Annotated in this window: 24 protein-coding genes and 2 tRNA genes; 12 read left to right on the forward strand and 14 right to left on the reverse strand. The window is 43.0% G+C overall.

The features are described 5' to 3' along the window. Positions 1–10 precede the first annotated feature (10 nt). From GZN30_RS05860 to GZN30_RS05870, 3 genes are read right to left on the reverse strand one after another with little or no spacing between them, the layout of a single operon-like run. Positions 11–943, reverse strand: coding sequence for a LysR family transcriptional regulator (locus GZN30_RS05860; RefSeq protein ID WP_075647911.1), 933 nt, complete (start codon positions 941–943; stop codon positions 11–13). Further along, positions 943–1,572, reverse strand: a complete 630-nt coding sequence (locus tag GZN30_RS05865) for a response regulator (protein ID WP_075647910.1) — start codon at positions 1,570–1,572, stop codon at positions 943–945. Before GZN30_RS05865 ends, GZN30_RS05860 begins: the two co-directional genes overlap by 1 nt. Next, positions 1,569–2,945 (reverse strand): cache domain-containing protein, encoded by a 1,377-nt coding sequence (locus GZN30_RS05870; protein WP_075647909.1) that lies wholly within the window; start codon positions 2,943–2,945, stop codon positions 1,569–1,571. Before GZN30_RS05870 ends, GZN30_RS05865 begins: the two co-directional genes overlap by 4 nt. Positions 2,946–3,156: 211 nt before the next feature. Between GZN30_RS05870 and GZN30_RS05875 the strand changes: the two genes are divergently transcribed. From GZN30_RS05875 to GZN30_RS05890, 4 genes are all read left to right on the forward strand, one after another. Next, positions 3,157–4,230 (forward strand): TRAP transporter substrate-binding protein, encoded by a 1,074-nt coding sequence (locus GZN30_RS05875; RefSeq protein ID WP_075647908.1) that lies wholly within the window; start codon positions 3,157–3,159, stop codon positions 4,228–4,230. 74 nt (positions 4,231–4,304) lie between these two features. Beyond that, complete coding sequence (locus GZN30_RS05880) at positions 4,305–4,847, forward strand: TRAP transporter small permease subunit (protein ID WP_075647907.1); 543 nt, start codon at positions 4,305–4,307, stop codon at positions 4,845–4,847. Beyond that, entirely contained in the window at positions 4,834–6,219 is a 1,386-nt protein-coding gene (locus tag GZN30_RS05885) for a TRAP transporter large permease (protein ID WP_075647906.1), read from the forward strand. Before GZN30_RS05880 ends, GZN30_RS05885 begins: the two co-directional genes overlap by 14 nt. Before the next feature lie 175 nt (positions 6,220–6,394). Further along, the gene (locus tag GZN30_RS05890; RefSeq protein WP_075647905.1) at positions 6,395–6,907 is read left to right on the forward strand and encodes a C40 family peptidase; all 513 of its coding nucleotides are present in this window, start codon (positions 6,395–6,397) and stop codon (positions 6,905–6,907) included. A gap of 15 nt (positions 6,908–6,922) precedes the next feature. On the opposite strand, the gene GZN30_RS05895 is transcribed toward GZN30_RS05890, so the two are convergent. Next, entirely contained in the window at positions 6,923–7,267 is a 345-nt protein-coding gene (locus GZN30_RS05895; RefSeq protein ID WP_075647904.1) for a DUF3802 family protein, read from the reverse strand. A gap of 362 nt (positions 7,268–7,629) precedes the next feature. On the opposite strand from GZN30_RS05895, the gene GZN30_RS05900 reads away from it, so the two are divergent. Both GZN30_RS05900 and GZN30_RS05905 read left to right on the forward strand, forming a co-directional pair. Further along, positions 7,630–8,496 carry a fructosamine kinase family protein gene (locus GZN30_RS05900; RefSeq protein ID WP_075647903.1) on the forward strand — a complete coding sequence of 289 codons (867 nt, stop codon included), beginning with the start codon at positions 7,630–7,632 and terminating at the stop codon, positions 8,494–8,496. Between the two features lie 231 nt (positions 8,497–8,727). Continuing rightward, on the forward strand, positions 8,728–8,931 hold the full coding sequence (locus GZN30_RS05905; RefSeq protein WP_075647902.1) for a CPXCG motif-containing cysteine-rich protein: 204 nt from the start codon (positions 8,728–8,730) through the stop codon (positions 8,929–8,931). A gap of 71 nt (positions 8,932–9,002) precedes the next feature. Here GZN30_RS05905 and GZN30_RS05910 read toward each other — a convergent pair whose 3' ends face one another. Beyond that, complete coding sequence (locus GZN30_RS05910) at positions 9,003–9,617, reverse strand: riboflavin synthase subunit alpha (protein WP_075647901.1); 615 nt, start codon at positions 9,615–9,617, stop codon at positions 9,003–9,005. A gap of 156 nt (positions 9,618–9,773) precedes the next feature. Between GZN30_RS05910 and GZN30_RS05915 the strand changes: the two genes are divergently transcribed. Further along, the gene (locus GZN30_RS05915) at positions 9,774–11,144 is read left to right on the forward strand and encodes an MATE family efflux transporter (protein WP_075647900.1); all 1,371 of its coding nucleotides are present in this window, start codon (positions 9,774–9,776) and stop codon (positions 11,142–11,144) included. A 112-nt stretch (positions 11,145–11,256) separates the two neighbouring features. Beyond that, positions 11,257–12,237: a DUF3080 domain-containing protein gene (locus GZN30_RS05920; RefSeq protein ID WP_075647899.1), complete on the forward strand. Its 981-nt coding sequence runs from the start codon at positions 11,257–11,259 to the stop codon at positions 12,235–12,237. A 2-nt stretch (positions 12,238–12,239) separates the two neighbouring features. Here the strand turns inward: GZN30_RS05920 and GZN30_RS05925 are convergent, their stop codons facing one another. Then, on the reverse strand, positions 12,240–13,091 hold the full coding sequence (locus GZN30_RS05925) for a DNA ligase (RefSeq protein ID WP_075647898.1): 852 nt from the start codon (positions 13,089–13,091) through the stop codon (positions 12,240–12,242). Positions 13,092–13,581: 490 nt separating this feature from the next. Here GZN30_RS05925 and GZN30_RS05930 point away from each other — a divergent pair, with 490 nt between their 5' ends. From GZN30_RS05930 to GZN30_RS05940, 3 genes are all read left to right on the forward strand, one after another. Beyond that, on the forward strand, positions 13,582–14,667 hold the full coding sequence (locus GZN30_RS05930) for a glycosyltransferase family protein (RefSeq protein WP_075647897.1): 1,086 nt from the start codon (positions 13,582–13,584) through the stop codon (positions 14,665–14,667). Positions 14,668–14,909: 242 nt separating this feature from the next. After that, positions 14,910–14,986 (forward strand) — tRNA-Val (locus tag GZN30_RS05935). A gap of 41 nt (positions 14,987–15,027) precedes the next feature. Next, positions 15,028–15,104: transfer RNA gene (locus tag GZN30_RS05940), tRNA-Val, on the forward strand. A gap of 87 nt (positions 15,105–15,191) precedes the next feature. Here the strand turns inward: GZN30_RS05940 and GZN30_RS05945 are convergent. The 4 genes from GZN30_RS05945 to GZN30_RS05960 all read right to left on the reverse strand — a co-directional run bounded on the left by GZN30_RS05945 (position 15,192) and on the right by GZN30_RS05960 (position 18,772). Then, entirely contained in the window at positions 15,192–16,967 is a 1,776-nt protein-coding gene (locus GZN30_RS05945) for an ABC transporter transmembrane domain-containing protein (protein WP_232060463.1), read from the reverse strand. Positions 16,968–17,143: 176 nt separating this feature from the next. Continuing rightward, on the reverse strand, positions 17,144–17,641 hold the full coding sequence (locus GZN30_RS05950) for a hypothetical protein (protein ID WP_075647895.1): 498 nt from the start codon (positions 17,639–17,641) through the stop codon (positions 17,144–17,146). 52 nt (positions 17,642–17,693) lie between these two features. Beyond that, entirely contained in the window at positions 17,694–18,149 is a 456-nt protein-coding gene (locus tag GZN30_RS05955; protein WP_075647894.1) for a hypothetical protein, read from the reverse strand. Between the two features lie 86 nt (positions 18,150–18,235). Further along, on the reverse strand, positions 18,236–18,772 hold the full coding sequence (locus tag GZN30_RS05960) for an outer membrane beta-barrel protein (RefSeq protein ID WP_075647893.1): 537 nt from the start codon (positions 18,770–18,772) through the stop codon (positions 18,236–18,238). 393 nt (positions 18,773–19,165) lie between these two features. Here GZN30_RS05960 and GZN30_RS05965 point away from each other — a divergent pair, with 393 nt between their 5' ends. Further along, complete coding sequence (locus GZN30_RS05965; protein WP_075647892.1) at positions 19,166–19,681, forward strand: macro domain-containing protein; 516 nt, start codon at positions 19,166–19,168, stop codon at positions 19,679–19,681. A gap of 77 nt (positions 19,682–19,758) precedes the next feature. On the opposite strand, the gene GZN30_RS05970 is transcribed toward GZN30_RS05965, so the two are convergent. From GZN30_RS05970 to GZN30_RS05985, 4 genes are all read right to left on the reverse strand, one after another. After that, complete coding sequence (locus GZN30_RS05970) at positions 19,759–20,460, reverse strand: hypothetical protein (protein WP_075647891.1); 702 nt, start codon at positions 20,458–20,460, stop codon at positions 19,759–19,761. A 116-nt stretch (positions 20,461–20,576) separates the two neighbouring features. Then, positions 20,577–20,879, reverse strand: coding sequence for a type VI secretion system PAAR protein (locus tag GZN30_RS05975; RefSeq protein WP_075647890.1), 303 nt, complete (start codon positions 20,877–20,879; stop codon positions 20,577–20,579). A 91-nt stretch (positions 20,880–20,970) separates the two neighbouring features. Further along, positions 20,971–21,732, reverse strand: a complete 762-nt coding sequence (locus GZN30_RS05980) for a DUF2931 family protein (protein ID WP_161987033.1) — start codon at positions 21,730–21,732, stop codon at positions 20,971–20,973. Beyond that, positions 21,710–23,818: a phospholipase effector Tle1 domain-containing protein gene (locus GZN30_RS05985; RefSeq protein ID WP_075647888.1), complete on the reverse strand. Its 2,109-nt coding sequence runs from the start codon at positions 23,816–23,818 to the stop codon at positions 21,710–21,712. The genes GZN30_RS05980 and GZN30_RS05985 overlap by 23 nt, the downstream gene beginning before the upstream one ends. Position 23,819: the final 1 nt, after the last annotated feature.

Genomic DNA, 23,819 nt, shown 5'->3' on the forward strand with positions numbered 1-23,819 from the left:
AAATATGAAATTATTGCGTCATTTCTGCCACACGTTGAAAAAGAAACTGTTTAAATCGACCACATCTCTCAGGCATCGGTGCTTGCGGTCGGTAGTAAAGGTCAATGTCAAAGGTCGCACATTGGTATTCTGGTAACAGGTGAACGAGATCACCGCGACTTAGTAATTGATGGACCAATGAATGTGGCAGGTAGGCAATACCCGCATCTTCTAGCGCGAGATCCAGCAACATTTCACTGTTATCACATTCTAACGTGTCTTTAATCGTGACAATTTCATGCTTATTGTCTTTATCAAAGCTCCAACGATTGCCACCCAATAGTGTTTTTGCGTAGAGACAGCGGTGATGATTGAGATCTTCTGGCGAGGCTGGCGTGCCTTGCATTTGCAAATAGGCAGGAGAAGCGCATAAGTAGAGTGGTTCCTGCAACAAACAGCGCCGAACCAATAGCGAATCTGGCGTAGGTCTTTGGTCAAAACCACCACTGGCACGTAACGCAAAATCAATAGTGAGTGGGTCAAAATCTCCCGCTTCTATGAATATGCGAAATTTCACATTCGGGTACATCTGCATGTATTCCGCGACTATCTTGGTGAGATACTGTCGAGCAAATAATGGTGTCGATGAGATACGAATTTCACCGAATTGGTTCTGCGCTAAGTTTTGTACTTCCTCACAAACGCTATTGATGTCGACTAATAACGGTGAGAAACGCTCAAACAACAGTTGCCCAGCTTGTGTTGCCACCAGCTGACGGGTACTACGCTTTATCAACTCCACCGACATTACATCTTCCAGCTCTTTCACCCAGCGACTGCCTGCCGCGGGCGAAATCCCCTGTTGAATTGATGCTTCACGAAAAGAACCGGTTTGGATCACCGCACAAAAGAAGACAATTTTATCAACAATCGGTTGGCGGCTAGAAAGCAAACTATTGGTCATTAGCTCACCAAACCTTTTTGCAATGCTAATTTGACTAAACCTGCTGTCGATGTCGCGCCCAGTTTTTTCTTAATTCTTAAACGATGTGTTTCCACTGTGCGGACACTGATGTGCAGGGTATCAGCGATATCTTTATTACATGCGCCGTTAACGATCGCTTTTAGTACGTCTGACTCTCGCTTTGATAGCGTGTCGTCTTCTGGCTCAGGTTGCTCAGTCAATTGTTCCAGTAGTCGGTCCGATGCTTGTGGACAGAGGTAAGAGCGCCCTTCAGCCACTTGATTAATTGCCATGACTAACTCTTCTGAGCCAACGTCTTTAAGTACATAACCTTTCGCGCCGGCTTTTACAGAGCGTACGACATAATCACGAGTATCATGCATCGACAGCATGATCACTGCGGTCTTAGAGCGGCTTTTCTCTAGCTTTTCCAATACCTCAATACCGTTTAGATTGGGCATATTGATATCGAGCAGCAATACATCCGGCTTGTGAGTTAACGTACTTTCTAAAGCATCACTCCCCGTGCCGACACAATCGACAATATCGAGATTGTCTTCCATTTCCAGGCGCGACTTTAAACCGTCCTGCATCAGACGGTGATCATCGGCTAAAACCAATCTAATCATATAAACTCCATGTTCAAACTCACGCGAACCTCAGTCCCTTCGCCACGTTCACTTGTCACACTGAACGTACCACCAATCGCTTGGATACGTTCGCGCATATTTTGTAGCCCCATTTTTTCCTGCACTAACATAGCTGATTTGGCATGATTAGTCGGAAAACCAATTCCATCATCACTAATCGTTAGCAGCAGTGTTCGTCCTTCACGCTGTAAAATGACATCCACACCCTGCGCGTTAGCGTGCTTCTCAACGTTGTGTAGTGATTCTTGTACGACTCGATATAAGGTTGTTTCAACTTCCGGTACAAACTCTTCGCCGTCAATATCATGCTCAAACACCAACTCTAATTGAGTGCGCTCTTTTAATCCTTTGACATAGGCGTCTATGGCAGCAACCAAACCTAAATCGTCTAACTGAGGTGGTCTAAGATCTTGGGAGATCCTACGTAATTCAACGATAGCCTGCTCCATCGCGACTTTACTCGCGTCGAGCTCAACGTCTTTTTTGCTACTATTTTGCTCTTTGCTAACATTATCGAGACGGTATTTAGCCGCCACTAACAGTTGATTTACCCCATCATGCAGTTCTCGCGACACGCGCTGACGTTCATTTTCCTGTGAATCGATGATTTGCTGATTCAAAACGCTAAGCTGTTCATTTGCCAAACGCCTTACATTGAAATTCAGTGACGCGCCAAGCGCAGCAATAACTGAAACGGCGACAAACATAACGCCAAACAATGCAGTAATGGTTTTATCAATGTTCTGATTGAAGCCATTTTGCATATGGGATATTTGACGCTCGATATCATCAAGATAGACACCAGTCCCTATCATCCATTGCCACTTGTCTAAAGAAATCGCATAACTCAGTTTGGGCAGAGGCTCTTGAGCAGAAGGCTTTTGCCATAAGTAATCAACAAAGCCGCCCCCTTGACGACTAACATTGATAAGTGCCTGCAACAGCTTTTTACCCTGTACATCTTCCACTCCCCACCAGTTTTTTCCGATACGATCTGGCTGGTAGGGCAAAACCAGAGCGTCGCCTTTCCAGGTATAAGCGAAGAAGTAACCATCCTTTCCGTACGTGAGCTGGCTCAATTTTTGAACAACTATTTGCTGGGCTAGTTCAGGCGTTAAAGACTCATCGGAGTAATAAGGCTCGATACTTTTGACTGCCATTTCTACGTACTGCTGAAGTTCTTGCTTTTTGACTGCCATTACATTGCTGCGAGTTAAAGAAACCTGCTCACTAAGTAGCTGTTTTTCTTGATTAAATAATATACTTGCAACGATCAAGACCACAATTATCAAAGGTACGATAGAGAGTAAAATGATATTGATCGTTAGCCTTCTGTTGCTTACAAATCCCATAACACATCCCTGTTCGTTACGTAGTATTACTGAATGTTCGCGTCGCTATTTGCATAGACTACCGACACAATTTGCGCACTTCTGCCAATAGAGAGTCCGGTAACCGATCTCTAGACTCAGTCTTAAATGTAACATTGCATTAACAACAATTACTCCGCGATGTTCACATTTCTCGACATTCAAAAGGACCCGTCTGATAAGGAGATATCCAATGAAACTAAAGAAGGTCGCCCTCGCCTCTACTCTTGCACTCGCAACAACTTGTATCGCATTTACTGCCCAAGCGGCGGATAAGAAGATTCTACTCAAAACGCCGATTGCATTTGGTAGCCACCTTCCGGCGCTTGGTACGCCAATTCAATGGTACGCAGACCACATTACGCAAACCTCTGGCGGCACAATCAAGATGAAGATCTATGAGCCGGGCAAGCTAGTAAACCCTGCTGAGATCTTAGATGCCGTATCAACGGGTAAAGTTAACTCTGGTTACGCGACTGCGGGCTATTGGCAAGGTAAATTACCTGCATCGGCGCTGTTTTCAGCGGTACCATTTGGTCCTGAAGCCGGCGAATACATGGCTTGGCTTTTCTTTGGTAATGGCTTAAAGCTTTATCAAGAGATGTACGATCAAGGCGGTTACAACGTCAAAGTGATTCCATGTGCGATTATCTCTCCTGAAACTTCTGGTTGGTTCCGTAAGCCAATTGAGAAGCCAGAAGATCTTAAAGGTCTCAACATGCGCTTCTTTGGACTTGGTGCATCGGTAATGGAAAAACTTGGTGTAGGTACGGTTCAACTGCCTGGTGGTGAAATCTTTGGTGCGCTAGAGAAAGGTGCTATCGACGCATCTGAATTCTCACAACCAGCGATTGATGAGCGCCTAGGTTTCCACAAAGTGGCGAAGTACAACTACTTCCCAGGTTGGCACCAACAATCAACCGTCTTTGAATTGCTGATCAACAAAGACACTTGGGGTCAAATGAGTGAAGCGCAACAATCTGCGGTTTCAACAACATGTATGGCGACCATGACTTACTCAATCGCTGAAGGTGAAGCAATGCAGTACGCGGCAATGCAGAAAGCGAAAGAAAACGGTGTCGAGATCCGTTACTGGAACGAAGAAATGCTAACGCTATTCGAAAACACGTGGATGGAAGTGGTCGATGAGAAGAAAAAAGCTGACCCATTCTTCGATAAAGTTTGGAGTGACCTAACTGAATTCCGTAACGGTTATGCACTTTGGGAAGCCAATGCGTTCTTACCTCGCGCAACTCAAAATCAATAACCCACTGTAGCAATAGAAAATGGTCAGTGTCGATTTAACGATTGGCATTGACCATTGGCAGTAAGGAGTTGCCAATGAGTAAGGTTTTATATTCCACCCCCACGACGCCGTTCTATACGCATATAGAGAAAGCGATTGAATCCGCAAGTAAAGTTCTTGCATGGACCAACCTCGCTTTAGTCGCGGTGATCATTATCCAAGTCGTATTACGAAAAGTATTTTCTAATGGTCAGATTGCCCTAGAAGAGTTGCAGTGGCACCTCTACGCAACCGCCGTGATGTTTGGTACTGCTTATGCGCAAGTAACGAATTTACATGTGCGCGTCGACATTCTGTTTCAAAAATTCTCCGCGCGTAAAAAAGCCATCGTTGATTCATTTGGTTTATTGTTTTTAGCCATGCCTTTTGTGATTGTTGTCATTCTGCACTCCTATGATTTCGCTTATGAATCTTGGCGTGTTAACGAAAGCTCCGCGTCACCATCAGGTTTGCCCTATCGTTGGCTGATTAAAAGCGTGATCCCTTTAAGCTTTGTGATGCTGCTATGTGCCATGGTAGCCACGCTACTTAAGAACATCGACACCATTATTAAAGGAGCTGCGCATGGAAGCGAATGAGTGGATCGTAATTGCCATGTTTGGCTCATTTATCCTGTTACTGTTTACCGGAATTCCAGTTGCTTACGTACTTGGCGGTATTGGGGTCGTGTTTGCCGCGGTTGGTTACTATGCCGATATCTATCTTGACACCTTTACTGGACTTGATTACACCAGTCTTGGTTTAGTGGTAAACCGTATTTTTAAAATCATGGACAACTGGATCTTGGTTGCCCTGCCAATGTTCATATTTATGGGCAATATGCTAGACAAGTCAGGCATTGCTGAAAAGCTGATGTCTTCAATGCAAGCACTGTTTGGCAAAGTACATGGTGGCTTGGCGATCACGGTGATGGCGATTGGGATTATTCTCGCCGCATCAACGGGGATTATCGGCGCCTCAGTAGTACTACTGACCGTAATGTCATTGCCTAGCATGATGCGTCAAGGCTACCACCTACCACTTGCGCTTGGCACGGTCGCATCCGCCGGCACTTTGGGTATTCTGCTGCCGCCATCGATTATGCTGGTGATCATGGCTGATCAACTTGGACTTTCTGTCGGTGACCTCTTTATGGGGGCAATCATGCCTGGTTTGTTACTCGGTAGCTTGTACATTGGCTATATCTTGGTCGTGGGAAAAATGAATCCAGACAAAGCACCCGTGCCAGAGAATGTTGAGCCTGTCGATTGGAGTTTGATCCTGCAAGTATTCAAAGACATTACGCCAACCGTCATTCTGATTTTCTGTGTGTTAGGGTCGATTTTTGCAGGTATTGCAACGCCAACGGAAGCGTCGGGTATTGGTGCTTTAGGCGCAACGTTACTCGCGGCTTATAACCGCAAACTCAACCTAAAAGTACTTAAAGAAGTGTTGCTTGCATCTTACGGCACTACTGCCTATATCTTTATGATTTTCTTGGGCGCTTCGTGTTTTGCCCTAGTACTTCGTGAACTCGGTGGTGATGAACTGATTGAGTCATTCTTGAGTGGTTTACCGTTTGGTCCTTACGGCATCATTGCGTTTATTTTGCTGATCGTCTTCTTACTCGGTTTCTTCCTTGATTGGATTGAGATCACACTCATTGCATTACCGCTATTAGCTCCGGTTATCGCGAGTTTAGGAATTGAGTTGGATGGTCATGGCGTGGTAGATAACCCAAGCCTAGTTTGGTTTGTTATGTTAGTCGCGATGGCGCTGCAAACTAGCTTCCTAACCCCTCCGGTCGGCTTTGCGCTGTTTTATCTCAAAGGTGTTTGCCCTGACGGCGTCGCGCTGAAAGATATTTATCGCGGTGTCATTCCATTTATTATCATTCAATTAGTGGCTCTCATTGCATTAGTAATGTGGCCACAGTTAGTTCTTTGGTTCCCGAGCGTCGCCTACGGTTAAATTCCTGCTCGCAACCGATACCCTTCAACCAGCATAGTGGAACCTTGCTCCGCTATGCTGGTTCTTAACTAAACTCAGTTTTATTTGTTCAATGTTGAAAACCTTAAAGGTATTACTTGCACCGCTTTTCTAAGTTGCATAGTCTTTGAATAAAACAATCCGCCCTAACAAAGATATGAATCATAAGGAAGTTGTCGCATTCTGCTGTAAAAGCGTAATGCCGATAGTGTTGATGCTTGGACTGAGTGCTTGCAGCAGTTCACCCTCTGTAACTGACAGCAACTATATTAAGCCCCTCTCCAACGTAGAGCAGAATCAACGCCGCGCATTTTTGGGGTTTTACCATACTTGGCAAGGTGTTCCATACCGTTTAGGCGGCACCTCATTAAATGGCATAGACTGTTCAGCGCTGGTGCAACTTGCCTATCAAGAGGCTGCAATGTTGAATCTGCCTCGAACGACGGCGCAACAATCTAAGCTAGGTTATGAGGTGGATTATGAAGATGCGCTTGTCGGCGATCTGTTTTTCTTTAAAACATCTCGAACCACACGACATGTCGGTATTTACTTAGGCAATAAGCAATTCTTGCATGCATCAACATCTAAAGGGGTGATCATTTCAAGGGTGGATAATCCCTACTGGGCGGGCGTATTTTGGCAAATTAGGCGAGTCGATGCTCGCCTTTAGTAGAGTCAATATCAATTAGTCGTATTTTGCCACAGCAGTATCGAACAAATTTTTTACCAAGGCGACGTATTCATCAAGAAATGCGATTTGTTCATTTGTTGCGTGTCGTCCCCATACTCCAGCAAGCACTTCGCCTAAATCGGCGACTACAGAATCTGCTTCTTTGAGCAGTTTGAAACGGACGCTAGAATGCATTTCAGGGTTTTGTTCGAATATCGCCATGATGTTTGATGCAATCATATCAGTGACAACATCTTCGATACTCTCATCCCCTGTATCGCCGTCCTCGTTAGAAAAAACATCGAGATTGGATGCTAGATACTCGATTAGAGCCAAGTATCCCTCTGTCTCAACAACCATTTTCTCTCCAAAAATCAAATGTGTTATTAACACCACCTATACTAAAGTATCTAACTAGCGAATAACAACAGTTACACGCGAAAGTCATGATTATTGTCGTCCGGTCGACAATTTGATTAACAATCAATTCGATCTCTATCGAGGGATAGGAATGCATTTCGTTGTAAGTGATCAAATGACTCAACTTTAACCATTATTCGTCGAAATTAATCACCACAACTCAGCGACGATAAGCGTCACAAAATTAGCATTTTAGCCACTAAATAATGACAAATGATTGAATTCTTTGCTGTATGAGTCGGAATTAAGCCGTTCTATCTCCTACAATGAAACAAGCGATGGGCAAAGCAAGGAGTTGGTTTATGTGGCAAGCGATATCAGAGCAATTGTCAGAGACACTCATGTTCTCTTTCGTTATCCAAGAAAAAGTCAAACTAACCGGTGGCGATATAAGCGAAAGCTACATGATTAGTGACGGAGAGCAACGTTATTTTGTCAAACTCAACAGCCGCGACTTTTTGCCCAACTTTGAAATTGAAGCAGACAACATCCGCACGCTACGCGAAACACGCACAGTTTATGTCCCTGAATTGGTCGATATTGGTCATTCAAAGCATAACTCATTTCTGATCCTCAACTACCTGCCTACCAAACCACTCGAAAGCGCGGATGCCAGTTATACTTTTGGACGTCAGTTAGCAGAACTGCACCAGTGGGGTGAACAGAAAGAGTTTGGTTTTGACCAAGACAACTTTATCGGTAATACCATTCAACCCAACCATTGGGACAGAAGATGGGCACGCTTTTTTGCCGAGCAACGCATCGGCTGGCAGTTACAGTTGATCAAAGAGAAAGGTGTCACGCTGGTGGACATTACCGACTTTACTCACTTGATCCAAGATCTGCTCAACTCCCATCAGCCACGTCCCTCGCTGCTACATGGCGATTTATGGCATGGTAACGTCGCGAATACCGCGTTTGGTCCTATCTGTTACGATCCATCTTGCTATTGGGGCGACCGAGAGTGTGATATTGCAATGACAGAACTGTTTGGTGGTTTTCAGCCGGAGTTTTACCAAGGGTACGAAAGTATCGCACCACTGGATTTGGGCTATAGCGATCGTAAACATATCTACAACCTTTACCATATTCTAAACCACTATAATCTGTTTGGCGGGCACTACTTAGACGAAGCTCAGCAATTGATAGACCGCATACAAGCCTATTAATGATTGCTTACAATAAGCCTGTGATTACAAAAGCTTAAAAGACAATTTCAACTTGGTAATGCGACAGCAGACATTGATTTTTCCTGCTGTTGCGCTCTTTCTGGTTGAAATTTGGCGTGTAATCAAACTTTGCACTTAATTCACAACCATTAGTAACTTATAAACCTAATATTTACTTAAGTGACGTTAATCTTCGACCGTCACACTAAGTGGTAAACGAGGTGAAAGTCTATGCGCAATTTCAAGGATAAAATGGTTTCTTGCCCTCATTGTGGGCACTCCATTGGCATTACCCTCGACGCGTCCAATGGTGATCAAAATTTTTACGATGACTGTCCTGCATGTTGTAACGCCATACACTTTAATATGGTGGTTAACGAACAGATGGATACCATTGAGTTAACAATAGATGCAGATGACGAACAAATTTTTTAGTTTGTTCTGGCGGGTAAAAGAGCGTTGAAACGCTCTTTTTTATTCGTGTTAGTGTTCTGTGGCAGCTTGGCTTAAGCGAGGTTTTTGGCTGCTAGGACTCGCTCAACGGTATCAACAATGGCTTGTGTCTGAGGATCAAACTCAACGTTGATGAGATCGCCTTCCTTGCGCTGACCAAATAGAGTACGTTGTAATGTCTCGGGAATTAAGTGCACGTTAAATTGATTCCCTTTCACCTCACCAATCGTTAACGAGCATCCGTCTAACCCGATGTAGCCTTTCGCTAGAACATACTTCATTGCTGATTCTGGTAGCTCAAACCAAATGGTACGATTGTTGTCAGTAGTAATCACTTGATCGACCTTTGCCATTAGCGCAATGTGACCAGACATGCTGTGACCACCAATTTCATCACCAAATTTTGCGGCGCGTTCAATATTAACCAAATCGCCTTCTGCCAAACTACCCAAGTTAGTCAAACGAAGTGTTTCTTGCATCAAATCGAAGCTAATTCTATTACCCTCAATCTGAGTCACAGTTAAGCAACAACCGTTATGAGCAACCGAAGCGCCAATCGCTAGGTTTTCACCAAGCGCGCCTTCTAGCTCGACTACATGTGTTTGAAAGTTCTGTTTTTTATCAATGGCAACGACTCTCGCCATGCCCGCTACAATCCCAGTAAACATGGTCACTCCTCTTGTTTATATCTCGTTATATACTTAACTACGCTTAAACTAGCTCAAAATAAAAGACGATTCGAATAGTTTCTGTATAATGCGCTGTCTTTCGCTCCTACTGATGAAAGAAATAGTTGTACTTTTCCCTTTTTGGAGTTCCTTTTCGTGCATCGTTACAAACAAGAAACCAATACTTTAATTAAGTTGGCAACCCCCGTGTTGATCGCGTCCGTCGCGCAAACGGGCATGAGCTTTGTTGATACTGTTATGGCGGGTGGCGTAAGCGCAACCGATATGGCAGCGGTTTCTATCGCATCAAGCATTTGGCTGCCATCTATTCTCTTCGGTGTCGGCTTGCTGATGGCACTTGTTCCTGTCGTTGCTCAACTAAATGGCTCGGGCAAATATCAAAACATCCCTTATGAGGTGCAACAAGGCATCTGTATGGCACTGATGATTTCAGTACCAATCATTGGGGTATTTTTCCAGACTCAGTACATCCTACAAATGATGGATGTTGAACCAACCATGGGCAATAAAACCATCGGTTACATGAACGCTGTAATGTTTGCCGTACCAGCATATTTACTGTTTCAAGCATTGCGCTGCTTTACTGACGGATTGTCGTTAACGAAGCCAGCGATGTTTATCGGCTTCATTGGCTTACTATGTAACATTCCACTTAACTGGATCTTCGTTTACGGCAAGTTTGGCGCACCTGCACTCGGTGGTGTCGGCTGTGGCGTAGCCACCGCTATCGTCTATTGGCTGATGTTTAGCATGATGCTGCTCTATGTACTAACGGCTAAACGCGTGGCTTACGTGAAGCTATTTGCAACCTTCCATAAACCTGAGTTGAAAGCCCAAGTTCGCCTATTTAAGCTTGGTTTCCCTGTTGCGGCAGCCCTGTTTTTTGAAGTAACGCTATTTGCAGTAGTCGCACTATTAATCGCACCACTTGGACCAATGATTGTTGCCGCTCACCAAATTGCAATTAACTTCTCATCGTTGGTATTTATGTTACCAATGAGTATTGGTGTTGCTACTAGTATCCGCGTTGGCTACCGATTGGGTGAGCATGATGTGGATAAAGCGCGTGTTGCCTCTCGCGTTGGATTGTTTGTGGCTCTGGGTATGGCGCTGATGACAGCAGTATTTACCATTGTGATGCGCCAGCATATTGCGGAGCTTTACACTGATAATGTTGAAGTAATCAATATAGCACTACAGCTGCTGCTGTTAGCTGCAATTTACCAATGTACAGACGCTCTACAAGTAGTTGGTGCAGCCGCTCTGCGTGGCTATAAAGATATGGCGGCGATTTTCAAACGTACATTCATTGCTTATTGGATTATTGGTTTACCAAGTGGCTATATCTTAGGTATGACTGATTGGATTGTTGAACCACTCGGTGTGCACGGCTTTTGGTACGGTTTTCTAACCGGTCTAACCGCTGCGGCAATCATGCTGTGCGCACGTTTAAGCTGGATGCACAAACAACCAGCTGAATATCAGCTTAGTTCATTAGAGCGATAGTTTTTTCTAAGATAACATTTTTAAAAGGTCAGCACTGCTGACCTTTTTTGTACCCGTTGCGTATACTTAATTATAACTTTCAAGAGGATGAACAATCCAAACCTGGTTTAATATGAGATATTACTTACTGCTGTTATGTTTAGCACTCGGTGGATGCGACCTAAACCAACATCCTGTTGATAGTATGTTTGATGACTACATGGGTCGGATTGCCAATGTTCAAGACGAACAAGCCCTTCCCCTTCCAATGACTCAAACGACTCAACTGCCAGATAAAAGCGAACTTACTTTAGCAATCGAACCAGTAACAATTGGACTCCTGGATAGCTATGAATTGCGCAAATGTGGGCTGTTCAGCATCATCGCAGAGCGAAACTCGGTACTCGGTAAAGTTCAGGATCAGTTTCGTGAATTCGATTTCCAACTTGCCTTGTTTGCGGGATTGCAACAATGCCTAACCAATGAGCGAATATCTGTAGAGTTAAAACAAACGCTAAGCAGCATCTACTCGAAAAAACAGACTCAATTACCCAGCTATTTTGGTAATCTGCTCTTCACCAGTGACGCAATGCGCGCTCAATTGACCAGCAGCACTTGGTTGGCAATGGATAATCAAATTACCAACAGCGAATTACTACGCAGCTTTCACACGCTGTATCTCGCTTACCAGCCAGAAAACTCCGTCAAAGAGTTAGACCTTGCGTCCTATCAGGAAATATTAGAAAAAAATAATTTAATGGGAGAATTGTGGTTTTCAATGCGCAACGCTATCGACAAGCTCAGCGTCATCACACAACAGTTACATCAACACGACCACAAAATCATTTGCCAATCAGGGCGGGATACGACCCGCTTTCGCTATCTGAATAATGTATTTAATCATGTTTACGTTGAACAGATTCAACCTTATTTAGCGCGAATCGATGCTCACTACTTTAAATTAGAGCCTTACGTAACGCTTCTTGAAAATAGCCACCCAACTTACACTTACCCAATACGCAAAACTCATGCTGATTTTCGTCAGGCAACACTCTCGCACGTAAAATACTGGCAAGGATTGTTCGAACGATGCGGAGTGAAAGTTAGCCGTTAACGCTAGTCTGGTCGCTCTCGAATAAAACGCGCAAATCTTGGTAAATCGCCACTTGTTAAACCGTTATAGCGAAAAGTGATGATTGCCCCTATAGAAGGTGGATGTTTTCTCTGTTGATCGGTAAACCCAGTTCCTATATAGAACTGCTTGCCACTATCCCATTCCACCAATAGTGCTCCAAGCATCCCTTTATACTTACCTGTCCCCACTTTATAGCCGATCACTCGCGCCTCATCATCTTGGTGGCGCTTCAGTTTAAGCAGATCTGAGCTTCGCCCCGCCTGATAGTGGCTGGTGATTTTACGCAACATTATCCCTTCGCCGTCACCATCATAAACATCATCGAGGTGCGCCAGCAGTTCGATTTCCGATCCTATTGGATGATGCTCAACATATTTGATATGTGGCTTATTAAGCTTATTCACTAGATAGATTAAATTAGCATAGCGTTTCACATAGTCGCCGGCAGCATGAGGCAAATCGAAAAGCATAAAGTCAATCGCTCCCCATGCTTCATCATTAGGTTGCTTGTCTAAAACGGTCTGCTGAACAAGGTGAAAGTTACCTCTACCTGCCCATAACTCACCTTCTACTGCAAACTCCGGAAGATAGCGAACAAACCAATTCGGTGCATTAATCACTCGCCCTTTACGTGTTTTAAGCTTAGTACCATCCCAAATGGCTCTAATCCCGTCTAGCTTCTCACTTTGCCAGTAATGCGTGACATCGATTCCTTGTTGATAAGTTTGCGCAAGTAACACAGGTAACATCTCGGTCTGAGTGATAGTTTCACTTGCGGCTGCACTTGATGCGAACATCAAACTACTCGCAATTGCCGTTAGTTTAAATAGCATTCTGCCCCCCCAATATTTCTGCTTGATGGAACTGATGAGAGCTATCAACTTAGCGCAATCAAGTTGAGAACGAGTATGAAACTGTATTGGAGTGACTCACAAAATTGCGGTCAAGCGACGCTTCAAATTTCATTCTCATTTTGAGAATTGATACTTCAGACCTAATCAACAAGCGATTAATAGACTGATTAATATAGATTAATTTTATGGCACAGATTATGAAAAGGCTTTATGGAAGATAAACAGTTTCATAAGGTTAGTCGCGGGAGGAGCTATGTCATCACAAGCTGCGGTAAGAATTAACCACAACACCCTTGTTTACAAACGTCGACCAAAATTAAGACTATTAACAACATCCCCATATGATTTAGATCGACAAGGATGCGTAATTGTTCGCTGCAAACAAGCCAGAAGAAGCATAAAAACTCAGCCACAGTCGTCAATGGGCTATAGTTTTTCTCCCCTTGCGGTACTACTTGGGGGAGTGTAAATGCGAGACCTGATTGTTTTTACCAGTTACAAGCAATCGAAACCAAACAATTCGGTCGAGATTGTTCAATGCCTGGATAATTTCAAGCGCGTGATCTGGGTTAATCTCGATTATACCCAGCGGAGTGGTAAGCATGTATTTCCGAAGCATCAATGTCCCGCTCTTTTGCATGCTGGACGAGGCGAAAACATTTACTTAAATATAGCGGACGTGCCTGTTACCGATACCCAGAACAAGCGCGAACGAGCTAAGCAGATCATTCTCGATGCTTTGATGCCCATTTTATACGCTCACCAAATTAGTAGACCCGTTTTATGGACTTCAGAGCGAATAGTCGCGGATCTTCTCGACCAGTTTGATCGAACTTCACTCGTGTATCTATGTGATAAAGAAGAAACATTCCAGAGTGTACAACATGCTCACATTGCGTTTTTGCAAGAGCAACTTCTGGTCAACTGCAGCGATGTTGTTTTCGCCGCAAACGAAAATTTGTGTGCGCAGTTTCCTGCAAAAAAGACATTTTTACTGCAACAAGGCGTCGACCTGAAACTGTTTTGTACACCCGCGCCAAAAGCGGTAGATTTACCAAACAATGGAAAGCCAACCGCCGGGTTCTATGCCGACCTAGACACGCATATTGACTTCCGTTTACTTTTTTTGACTGCGCTTAGCCGTCCAGATTGGAATTTTGCTGTTCTGGGCGCAAACAAGCTACCTCATTACCCATTACCCCGATTGAACAACGTGTACTATTTAGGACCAAAACAGCACAGACTTTTGCCAAGCTATAGCCAACACTGGCAAGCAAGCATCTTACCGCTTGCATCGACTGGTTGCTATTCAGCAGCTGCGCAGCAAACACTGTTAGAGTATCTTGCTGTCGGCGCTCCGATCATTACGACTGACCGCTACAACATCGGGCGATTTTCAAAATACGTTAACTTAGTACAGAGTGCCCATGAGATGAGCGAAGCACTCCAAGCGGCAGTATACGAACCAAAACGCTCAGCAGACCTCGTATTTAGTGACAGTTGGCAAGTTCGAAGCCGATTTGTCGATAGCGTCCTGCAAGTAATACCAAGGTAAAACTCAACTATGACTCGTGTTCTAAAGCATGGCGGTGTTTACCAAACCAATTGAGGGACGCAGAGTTTTTATTGAAGCGCAACCACGAGACATACAAATGTGATAGCCTGCACGTTTAATAGCCATTGCAGAATAAAATTCAAACAAACAGTACATAACCTCAGCAAACGATTAAAAAAACAAGAATTTACCCTTGCACCCGCCATAAACTCTGGGTAATATCCATCTCGTTCTCAAGGTATGGGTCCGTAGCTCAGTTGGTTAGAGTACTACCTTGACATGGTAGGGGTCACCAGTTCGAATCTGGTCGGACCCACCATCCCTTCTAGCTTGGCTAGATTTATCGAGAACAAAAAATTTGGGTCTATAGCTCAGTTGGTTAGAGTACTACCTTGACATGGTAGGGGTCGGCGATTCGAGTTCGCCTAGACCCACCAAATTAGTTCTTCGGAACAAACAACAAAGCCCGCTTTCGCGGGCTTTGTTGTATCTGCGCTAAAGATAGCTTCCCATTGATTTTCGTTTCACTGTAATTGCTTAAACTGTAAATCAACCAATCGTTTATAAAGCTGGCTCTTTGCTATCAGTTCACTGTGTGTTCCCACTTCAACCAAACAACCTTGATCCAATACCGCAATTTGATCGGCATGTTGAATGGTAGAAAGTCTATGAGCGATGATGATGGTTGTTCTTCCTCGCATCAACTCTTCGAGAGCTTGTTGCACGTGATGCTCACTTTCACTATCCAGTGCACTTGTGGCTTCATCCAAAAGTAAAATACTGGGATCTTTCAAAATTGCTCTCGCTATTGCAATACGCTGCCTCTGTCCACCAGATAAGCGTACGCCCCGCTCTCCCAGATAACTGTGATAGCCTTGCGGCAGTTTCATTATAAAATCATGAGCATGAGCACTTTTCGCTGCCGCAATCACTTGTTCATCGGTCGCCTCCATGCTGCCATATCGAATGTTGTGGTAGACATCGTTACTAAATAACGCTGGTTGTTGTGGCACTAGCGCCATTGTGTGGCGAAGTTCTGAAGGTTCAAACAAGCGAATGTCTGTTCCGCCTAGGGTAATTTGTCCTTTTTGAGGATCATAAAAACGCTGAAGTAGCTCAAATAAGGTTGTCTTACCTGCTCCTGAAGGTCCGACTAAAGCCAGCACCTTACCTTCTTGAGCAATTAAATTAAGCTGTTCGATTGCCGGTTGCGTTGGTCGGGATGAGTAAGCAAAAGTAACGTTACTAAAAGCAACTTGTGCTGGAATCCGCTCCAAGGGCATTTTTTCTTCTGGAGCAAATATATGATTTTCTACCGCAAGAATTTCAACTAGACGTTCCGTCGCACCCGCAGCTCGCTGTAACTCTCCCATAACTTCAGAAATCGTTGCGATCGACGATGCCACCATAATCGCATAAAAAACAAAAGCACCGAGGTCCCCTGCCGACATCGCACCACTTAATACATCGCTTCCACCGACCCAGAGCATTCCCGATATCGCACTAAATACAATTGCAATCACACCCGAGATCAAAATAGCCCGCTGTTTTACTCGCTGGCGACCAATCTCATAGGCTTTTTCGACTTCTTTTGAAAAAGCCAAGTACTCTTCGGCTTCTCGCGAGTAACTTTGAACTGTTTTTATATGCTCAATCGCCTCACCCGCATAGCTACCCACTGTCGCCATGGAGTCCTGGCTTTTTCGCGATAGCACTCTTACCTTGCGACCATAAAATAAGATTGGCACTAAAATAAACGGCACAGCAATAAGGACTATTAGGGTCAGTTTAATGTTGGTAGCAAATAACATGATCGTGGCACCAACGCACATTAGTGCACTACGCATTGCCATTGAGAAGGAAGAGCCAATAATACTTTGCAGTAATGTCGTATCCGTAGTGATACGTGACATAATCTCACCACTGCCATTAGTTTCGAAATAACTAGGATGAAGTCGAATAACGTGATTGAACACAGCTAAACGAATATCTGCACTAACCCGTTCCCCCACAGAAGAGACAAGATAGAAACGGAAAAAAGTACCACATGCGATTAAAATGGTGATGAGCAAAATAAACTGGATTGCTTGACTAAGTTGCTGTGCTGATTGCTGTGCAAAGCCCTGATCAATTAAAATCCGGACACCATGTCCGACTGTCAGCGTGAGTCCTGCGGTAAATATCAGCGCAATGAGTGCTGCGACAACTCTTAGCTTGTATGGTTTGATAAAAACACCAAGCCTGAACAAAATACGTATGCTCTTCTGATGCTGTTCCTTTGTGTCATATTCTTTAGCCATCGCGCTGCTATCCATGCTTTGCCGACAATAATCCTATTATGCTACACGAGTGGACTGCAGACTACCGAAGTATGAGGTGGCTTTTATACGATGTAAAAAACCCGCATATAGCGGGTATAAGAGCATTAGCTTCCTTAACTTAAATCGTTAACCGAGCCAATGGTGCCGAATTAGAGTTACTGATAGTTGTTAATTTCGACTTTGATAGGTTGTACCGAAACCGCTTGTTCCATCATTTCAGCCGTCGCGTCTTGACGCAGAGTTACGCGAATATTTTCTGCATCATGTCCTTGATCAGCCTCAATCACCCACATGGCACCAGTTGCTGGATCGACGATTAACCAACCAATTAAACCACCGAACAAAAAATTACCTGCAACGTACCAGCCGTCTAACGTTGAATTAAGGTTGATTGTTTGGGTCTCATAACCAATATGAGATACCTCTAGCGAATAATCAGCACCATCAAAATACCCGTCACCTTTTTTTAACTTGTGATTCATCGAGCCTGTAGCTTCTGCAAGTACAAATCCTTTATCATTTTTCAGAACAATTGATGCACCATAAGGCTCTGCCGAAACGATCATCCTTTGGGAGTCGCCATTAATAATAGTGCTGCATCCCGAAGCCAAAAGAATCGATGACAAAGAAAGTGTAAGAAGTGATTTTTTCATATAGATGACCTGAGCGATAGAACATGCGAGTCGATGTCTTATCTAAAACTATTTATTGCTTACTAGCGTGATTATTAATAATGATTGATGTTGGTTGAGATGGCTGTATTGGTGCCACATACTGTTGAACTTGGGGACGATGCTCTAAGCTCATATAAACCTCGTCGTCTTCAATCGTCCACGCGCCATCAGACAGCAGTCCTAACCACGGAAATAAGAAAAAGAAGCCGCCAACAATATCCAATGCACCTGTTGTACTCAATTCAGTATCGATGTTTTTATGTGCTGTGTAATAACCATCTGCTCGGCAAGAAACAGCAACTTTTTCGCCTTTATCTACAGAAACACTTATTAGCTCCTGACGATAACGCTGACCATTAATGGTAATAACTGGGTTTGTCGCATCACACGATACAACTAAATCATCGTCAATCGTCGAGTTGATGAATGAACAACCAGAGACAAACATCATTGACACTAATGAAAGTGCAATAACAAATTTTTTCATTGCTTGACCTAAAGTAGAATTTTCTCAACATCCAAATAAGAAGTTCTATTAGACCCTTTCATCCATGAAAGGTATTCATTAGATAGTTAAAACTTATAACCAATTGACACCGAACTTACGACACCATCAAAGCCGCCCACATCGACAAATGATAATTTCCCACCCACAGTCAAACCATTGTTTGCGACATAACCTAAGCCTGCCATTAACCCTGCAGTTGTTTCATCTTCAGAAACTGAATTATGATTTGAAGATAACGTTGCTTCACTGTTAGCAAAAGCAACACCACCCATAACTCGCAAGCCATTTTCAAGCTCTAGACCAATATATGGCGTGAACAGAGATGTTTCGATATCTCCGCGAATATTTTCACCTAGAATGTAAATTGAGTCCGAGTCATCAATAAGATTTGGAGTGAAATCGAAACCAATTAACACGCCATTCTTTAGCGTATAATTGCCGCCAATCGTAAACGGAGCACCATCAAGCTCGTCAAGATCACCAGAAACAAAAGATGAGTAACCAATAGAGATTCCAAAACCACGTTTGTCTTTGTTTTCTTGTGCAAAGACATTCGAAGATACGGCTAACATGAGAGCAGTTAGAGCAATAGCTTTTTTCATTAAATTTATCCGAGTTCGAGTTTCTGGCGGTTCTAAAAGAATCACCGAACAAACAATGCCACACGATGCGAATGCTACATTTAATACACAAAGGTTGATTAAACTTGCAAGCGTATAGGTGAATTAAGGGGCGCGGATAATACGTCAAATCAAGAATTACAATCGAATTACATTTGATGTAATTACATAAACCCTGATAATTCATTAACTTAATCGCAAGCCCTGTAACCTGACACAACGCCCCTCTTCCACACTGGTGAGAATCTATTCACTATGGATAGCCCGTTAATATGAACCTAACTGATTAGCTTTGACCATTAACACTATTTCTAACTGTTTTAATACTCCCCAAGTCGGCTAAGATATAAGCATCGCCCTACTTGTATCTCTGCTATGTCGAATATCTATATTGTCAGTCAGGACATCACCACAGCTAACGTCGATGCTATAGTTAATGCTGCCAATCCTCGACTTCTCGGAGGCGGTGGTGTTGATGGCGCAATTCATCGCGCAGCTGGAAGTGAGCTGCTAAAAGCTTGTTTTGCGATCGAGGAATTAAATGGCAAACGATGCGGATATGGTGATGCCAGAATAACACCTGCTGGTAACCTTAAAGCTCGATATGTGATTCACGCTGTGGGTCCCATTTATGCGAACTTTTCTGATCCTAAAGCGGTTTTGGAATCCGCCTATCAACAGGCGCTGAATCTTGCCCTACAAAATAATTGTATTACGGTCGCTCTGCCCGCTATTTCATGCGGAGTCTATGGTTATCCTCCACACGAAGCCGCTGAGATCGCCATTAAAGTTTGTCAACGGAAGGAATATAAAAGTCTGCAAATGACTTTCTACCTTTGGGGTGAAGATATGTTGTCAATTTGGCAAAATGAGTTGGTAAAGCAAAGATAGAATCGTACATGCTCATTTGGCTTGATTACTTCACCGTGACTCCAGATGTGCCTATAAAGAATAACACCTATCTTGGGTTATAAAGGGACGCTGAGATAAAGATCTCCCGGTAAAATATCATAATTTATTATGGTTTCATCATTAAACTGATAGAAATCAAAATATATACTTTCTCTATTAAATTCAGCTTCTTTAGATACTTTCTTTCCGTTAAAGTAAAAGTAGCAACCAAAACCATTAGTCCATCGATCATACTTTTCAGAATAATATGGCTCACATTTTTTAGCTTCTAATTTCGAGTTTAACGCCATTACATTATCCAACTCCAATCTTGGCGGAGAGATTCTTAGATCAGCGAACCCCACCTCATCAACAGCATTTTTAGCGCCGACATTGATCTGCCATAAAGTCATGTCACACCCAGATGCTTGGTAGTTTTTATAAGGTATCCTCAGTTCATAACGATCTGGAACTGGCGAGAAATCATGCTCAATTTTAAATACAGCTTTTGCACCCTGCCTTTTTTTACCATCAGAAGCACTCCAAAAAAATGAACGACACTCTTCTCCACCACCGTAAAAAATCGCGGTTGCTGTAACTTGAGCATCAATAGGCTTAAGACCTTGAACCCGAATAAAATGATCGTTATCAGATGCACCTACTGGCGGTTTATTCTCTGTTTGCCATTTCATTAATGGATTAAGGACAAATATGACAGTAAGAAAAAAAACTAGCACACTTGCCACAAAAGCAAGAGTAAGTTTAAGCACTATACTCACAATAATTATTCCTTAACTATCTGTTTATTAAGTGTTTCATCACCAAATAACAAACTATCCGGATGGAACAATTCTGGTGTTTTAGATTCTGATTGCGGTACGGGAAACTTCTACTGCTATCCCCCAATATTCACATCCCCAGAACCGGTGGCGACAACTCCACCACAACAGATGGCGTCGCCTACTCTCGCAGCTGGAATACCGTTAATGAACACGGTTCCTGAACCTGCAGCTATTGCACGTCCGTGAAAACCATGCGGTGTTTTTGGGCAAGGGCAACCGTGTGGCGCACCTGCATCACCTAGTCTTGCTGCTGGCTTACCATTAATGAACACATTTCCGCTACCGGCAACGATAGGTGTAGGTGGAAAACATCCGTGTGCTGAGGCGATATCACCCAGTCTTGCTGCTGATGGCATGTAATTAGTCCTTTGTTAATCTATCCTATTTAGAGGCTATTTTGATTCGTGAATGATATTATAAACCCATACAACCACTTGAAGGTTTGTACTATTGAGCAGCGCGCTCTTGAGCTAATTCCTCAGTTACATCAGCAAGAGTTTGCATTTTATCCCTTTTTTTGTCGTACCAAACTTTATCTACTTTATCCCATGGAATAGACTTGTTTTCTGCTTTTTTCGTATAAGGAGTTGGCATAGATTTTGAAGGCTGATAGGTACCTATATAGGTATAAATATCACAACCTCTTAACCACAATTTCGCGCGACCATCCGGTAATAGTCCAAATAAAAAATCCGTTTGATAACAATTTTGCCCTTTAAAACGCCAGCTAGGATGAGGATATGCTCTTGTCATAGCAGCTTTAATTTCATCAGTCACTTCCACTAAAGTAGCATATTTAATATAACTATTCGTAACCTCCCAATAAATATAGATCTCATCAGGTAATGTTTTAGTGCCTAGCCCTAACTGACTTGGTGTATAATTGATTAGTGGATGCAACGGTAACGTAAAACCTTCATACTCTTCTGTGGAATAACGTCGCATCTTGTCCAAGTTTAACCTAGAGCCTGCGGTTAAGCTCGTATAACTAAGCATTAAACTTGTCCAATCTTCACTGTAATTTACACCATATGCCTCATAAACGAATGCTGGAAAATGGTAGGAAATGGCAGCACCAATGCGCCATGGTCTAAATCTCTCATCCTCGATGTATTTTGGCTGGGAGGAATTTGAAAAAAAAACCACCAAAAAACCTGCAGATAGCAACCCAGCATATGATAGAGCTTTAACTATTTTTCTTCGTTTCATATTCTTTACGCTCATAAATACCTGGCCCTTCATTTGGTTTATTTGGTCGGACACCTCCTAAAGCTTCACTCTCATCAGATGAGTGATGAATTAGCCCCAAATCCATAAAAATCTGTCTTTGTTTATCCGTACATAATATTTCTTTTAATTTCTCAGTATTTCCTGATTTTGCAACTTCGAGAACAGAGTGACATAAACTGCCAAATTCATAATCTTGCCCTAGCACTCTATTTTTAAGTACTGTTGGTATCGAAAAATATTTCCCAAAATAACCTTCTCTTGATAACCAAACATTCTGACCATTCTGTTCTTCTTCTAAAGGCACACCATAGCTATGCGCAAGACCATACATCGCTCTTAAATAAAGACGTGACAAGTCACCTGGCGTCACTTTACGGTATAATAATTCGACTCTAATTTTGTAACCAACGACTTTCTTGACATAACCAGTATCCCACTGTTCCGTCACTTTTGCTTTCGGTATTATATAATCTTGGCGTAACCAACCTTGTTTAACCTCTCTTTCTAAAGAGCGACTTAGCCATTTAACCAAAACATCACTTATCTTTTTATGCTCGGACTTACGCTTTTTCTTGGTTGTTTTACTTCGCCGTTTAATCAACTTATTTTCTAATAGAGGAAGAAGGTAATCCTGCTGACTGAATGCCATTTGTGAGTGATACCCCCCACCTAAATCGGAGTGTGCACCCGGTAAGACTATTTCCTCAAAGTTTGCAGCAGTGTTAATTTTGTTCAAGCAAAAATTATTTCGATACTCTGTTGCTTTGTTAGCCACTAAATGAACAGCGTTACGAACACGGGTAGGGTCCAACCATAACCTCACAGGGTCATTATCATCATCATCGACAGAGAAATCACCCTCCATGAAATTAGCTACTGCCGCAACTGTATCAAACAGACCAGCAAAAGTGACTTCGCAATAGCTGGAATCGTCCCAGTTAAAACTATTAGACCACGCGATATCTTGTTTTTTAACTTCATTTTCAATTTGTTGAGCAAAATAACCTTGTTTACCATCTAATACGACATTGATAAAATGCCTCGCTGCCGCAGCACCTCGGCTAAAACCGAATACGTCAAGCTTTATAGAACAAAATCCATCCAGTTTAGGATGAATTTTTTCCATATTTACGACCATCCCTTCAAGTTTGTTACAAATTTGTCCGATTGCAGTGTTTACTTTTTCCTCAACACCATAAGCGCCAACCCCTCGAGCCAACCCTCTGAGACCACTCTCGTCCGCCATTGCAATGTCTGTGCTATTTCCCGTACCAATGCCTGTAATATATTCAGCATGATTAAATACCGATTCACTCGAGTCAAAAGTGTCTTTCGCATATAAGTCATATAGCTTTTGAATATTGGTTATCTCATTAGTCGCACTACTCTCGATATCAGGAAAGTCAAAACAACTATCTATCAAATCAACGCCTAAAAGATCATCTGGCGATTTCCCACTTTCGACAGCCAATGCTTTTGAAGCTTCATAGGATGCTTTCCAATTAGCATAGTTATCATCAAGACGTTGCTTACCCCATAATGCACTGTATGTATTATTTGCCGTTCCATCAAAAAACATTCCCAAACGAAGCGTTATAAACCTCGCTCCCTGAATAACCACAACATGACTTTTATCTGTTGCTAGTTTTGGTTCCCCTAATTGTTTTAACTGATGTCGTGTCGGTAGCGATTTATTTTTCTCTTCATCAAGAAAATCGCCATAGGTCAATTTATGTAGTTCTCTCCTCGTGCCGTTATATCCAACTCGATTTTCTCCTAGCCACACTTCAGTCGGTGCTTCTTCACCATCAAATGGTGTTCTTGTCTCTGCTTGAGAAGTCCAAGGTTCACCGTCTAATTTGATGGTTACGCGTCCCGCAGCTAAGCCAGTCAGTAATATCGGCGCCTCACCAACCGTTATCGAGAATTCTTGGCAGCACCCGTCTATCAATGTTCCTTTTACGTTGTCAAACGGTTGGTTATGCTCATCTCGTATTAAAACCTCAATCCAGTGATCAGTTTTCTCACACGGAGCGCAGTTACTGTTTGTTCCTATAATACTCATA

The sequence above is a fragment of the Vibrio ponticus genome, from assembly GCF_009938225.1.
GTDB classification, from domain to species: Bacteria; Pseudomonadota; Gammaproteobacteria; order Enterobacterales; family Vibrionaceae; genus Vibrio; species Vibrio ponticus.

Bases quoted from the DNA above. Each gene is read 5' to 3' on its own strand.
- GZN30_RS05860 (WP_075647911.1), bottom strand. From the start codon at position 943: ATGACCAATAGTTTGCTTTCTAGCCGCCAACCGATTGTTGATAAAATT.
- GZN30_RS05865 (WP_075647910.1), bottom strand. From the start codon at position 1,572: ATGATTAGATTGGTTTTAGCCGATGATCACCGTCTGATGCAGGACGGT.
- GZN30_RS05870 (WP_075647909.1), bottom strand. From the start codon at position 2,945: ATGGGATTTGTAAGCAACAGAAGGCTAACGATCAATATCATTTTACTC.
- GZN30_RS05875 (WP_075647908.1), top strand. From the start codon at position 3,157: ATGAAACTAAAGAAGGTCGCCCTCGCCTCTACTCTTGCACTCGCAACA.
- GZN30_RS05880 (WP_075647907.1), top strand. From the start codon at position 4,305: ATGAGTAAGGTTTTATATTCCACCCCCACGACGCCGTTCTATACGCAT.
- GZN30_RS05885 (WP_075647906.1), top strand. From the start codon at position 4,834: ATGGAAGCGAATGAGTGGATCGTAATTGCCATGTTTGGCTCATTTATC.
- GZN30_RS05890 (WP_075647905.1), top strand. From the start codon at position 6,395: ATGAATCATAAGGAAGTTGTCGCATTCTGCTGTAAAAGCGTAATGCCG.
- GZN30_RS05895 (WP_075647904.1), bottom strand. From the start codon at position 7,267: ATGGTTGTTGAGACAGAGGGATACTTGGCTCTAATCGAGTATCTAGCA.
- GZN30_RS05900 (WP_075647903.1), top strand. From the start codon at position 7,630: ATGTGGCAAGCGATATCAGAGCAATTGTCAGAGACACTCATGTTCTCT.
- GZN30_RS05905 (WP_075647902.1), top strand. From the start codon at position 8,728: ATGCGCAATTTCAAGGATAAAATGGTTTCTTGCCCTCATTGTGGGCAC.
- GZN30_RS05910 (WP_075647901.1), bottom strand. From the start codon at position 9,617: ATGTTTACTGGGATTGTAGCGGGCATGGCGAGAGTCGTTGCCATTGAT.
- GZN30_RS05920 (WP_075647899.1), top strand. From the start codon at position 11,257: ATGAGATATTACTTACTGCTGTTATGTTTAGCACTCGGTGGATGCGAC.
- GZN30_RS05925 (WP_075647898.1), bottom strand. From the start codon at position 13,091: ATGCTATTTAAACTAACGGCAATTGCGAGTAGTTTGATGTTCGCATCA.
- GZN30_RS05930 (WP_075647897.1), top strand. From the start codon at position 13,582: ATGCGAGACCTGATTGTTTTTACCAGTTACAAGCAATCGAAACCAAAC.
- GZN30_RS05945 (WP_232060463.1), bottom strand. From the start codon at position 16,967: ATGGCTAAAGAATATGACACAAAGGAACAGCATCAGAAGAGCATACGT.
- GZN30_RS05950 (WP_075647895.1), bottom strand. From the start codon at position 17,641: ATGAAAAAATCACTTCTTACACTTTCTTTGTCATCGATTCTTTTGGCT.
- GZN30_RS05955 (WP_075647894.1), bottom strand. From the start codon at position 18,149: ATGAAAAAATTTGTTATTGCACTTTCATTAGTGTCAATGATGTTTGTC.
- GZN30_RS05960 (WP_075647893.1), bottom strand. From the start codon at position 18,772: ATGAAAAAAGCTATTGCTCTAACTGCTCTCATGTTAGCCGTATCTTCG.
- GZN30_RS05965 (WP_075647892.1), top strand. From the start codon at position 19,166: ATGTCGAATATCTATATTGTCAGTCAGGACATCACCACAGCTAACGTC.
- GZN30_RS05975 (WP_075647890.1), bottom strand. From the start codon at position 20,879: ATGCCATCAGCAGCAAGACTGGGTGATATCGCCTCAGCACACGGATGT.
- GZN30_RS05980 (WP_161987033.1), bottom strand. From the start codon at position 21,732: ATGAAACGAAGAAAAATAGTTAAAGCTCTATCATATGCTGGGTTGCTA.
- GZN30_RS05985 (WP_075647888.1), bottom strand. From the start codon at position 23,818: ATGAGTATTATAGGAACAAACAGTAACTGCGCTCCGTGTGAGAAAACT.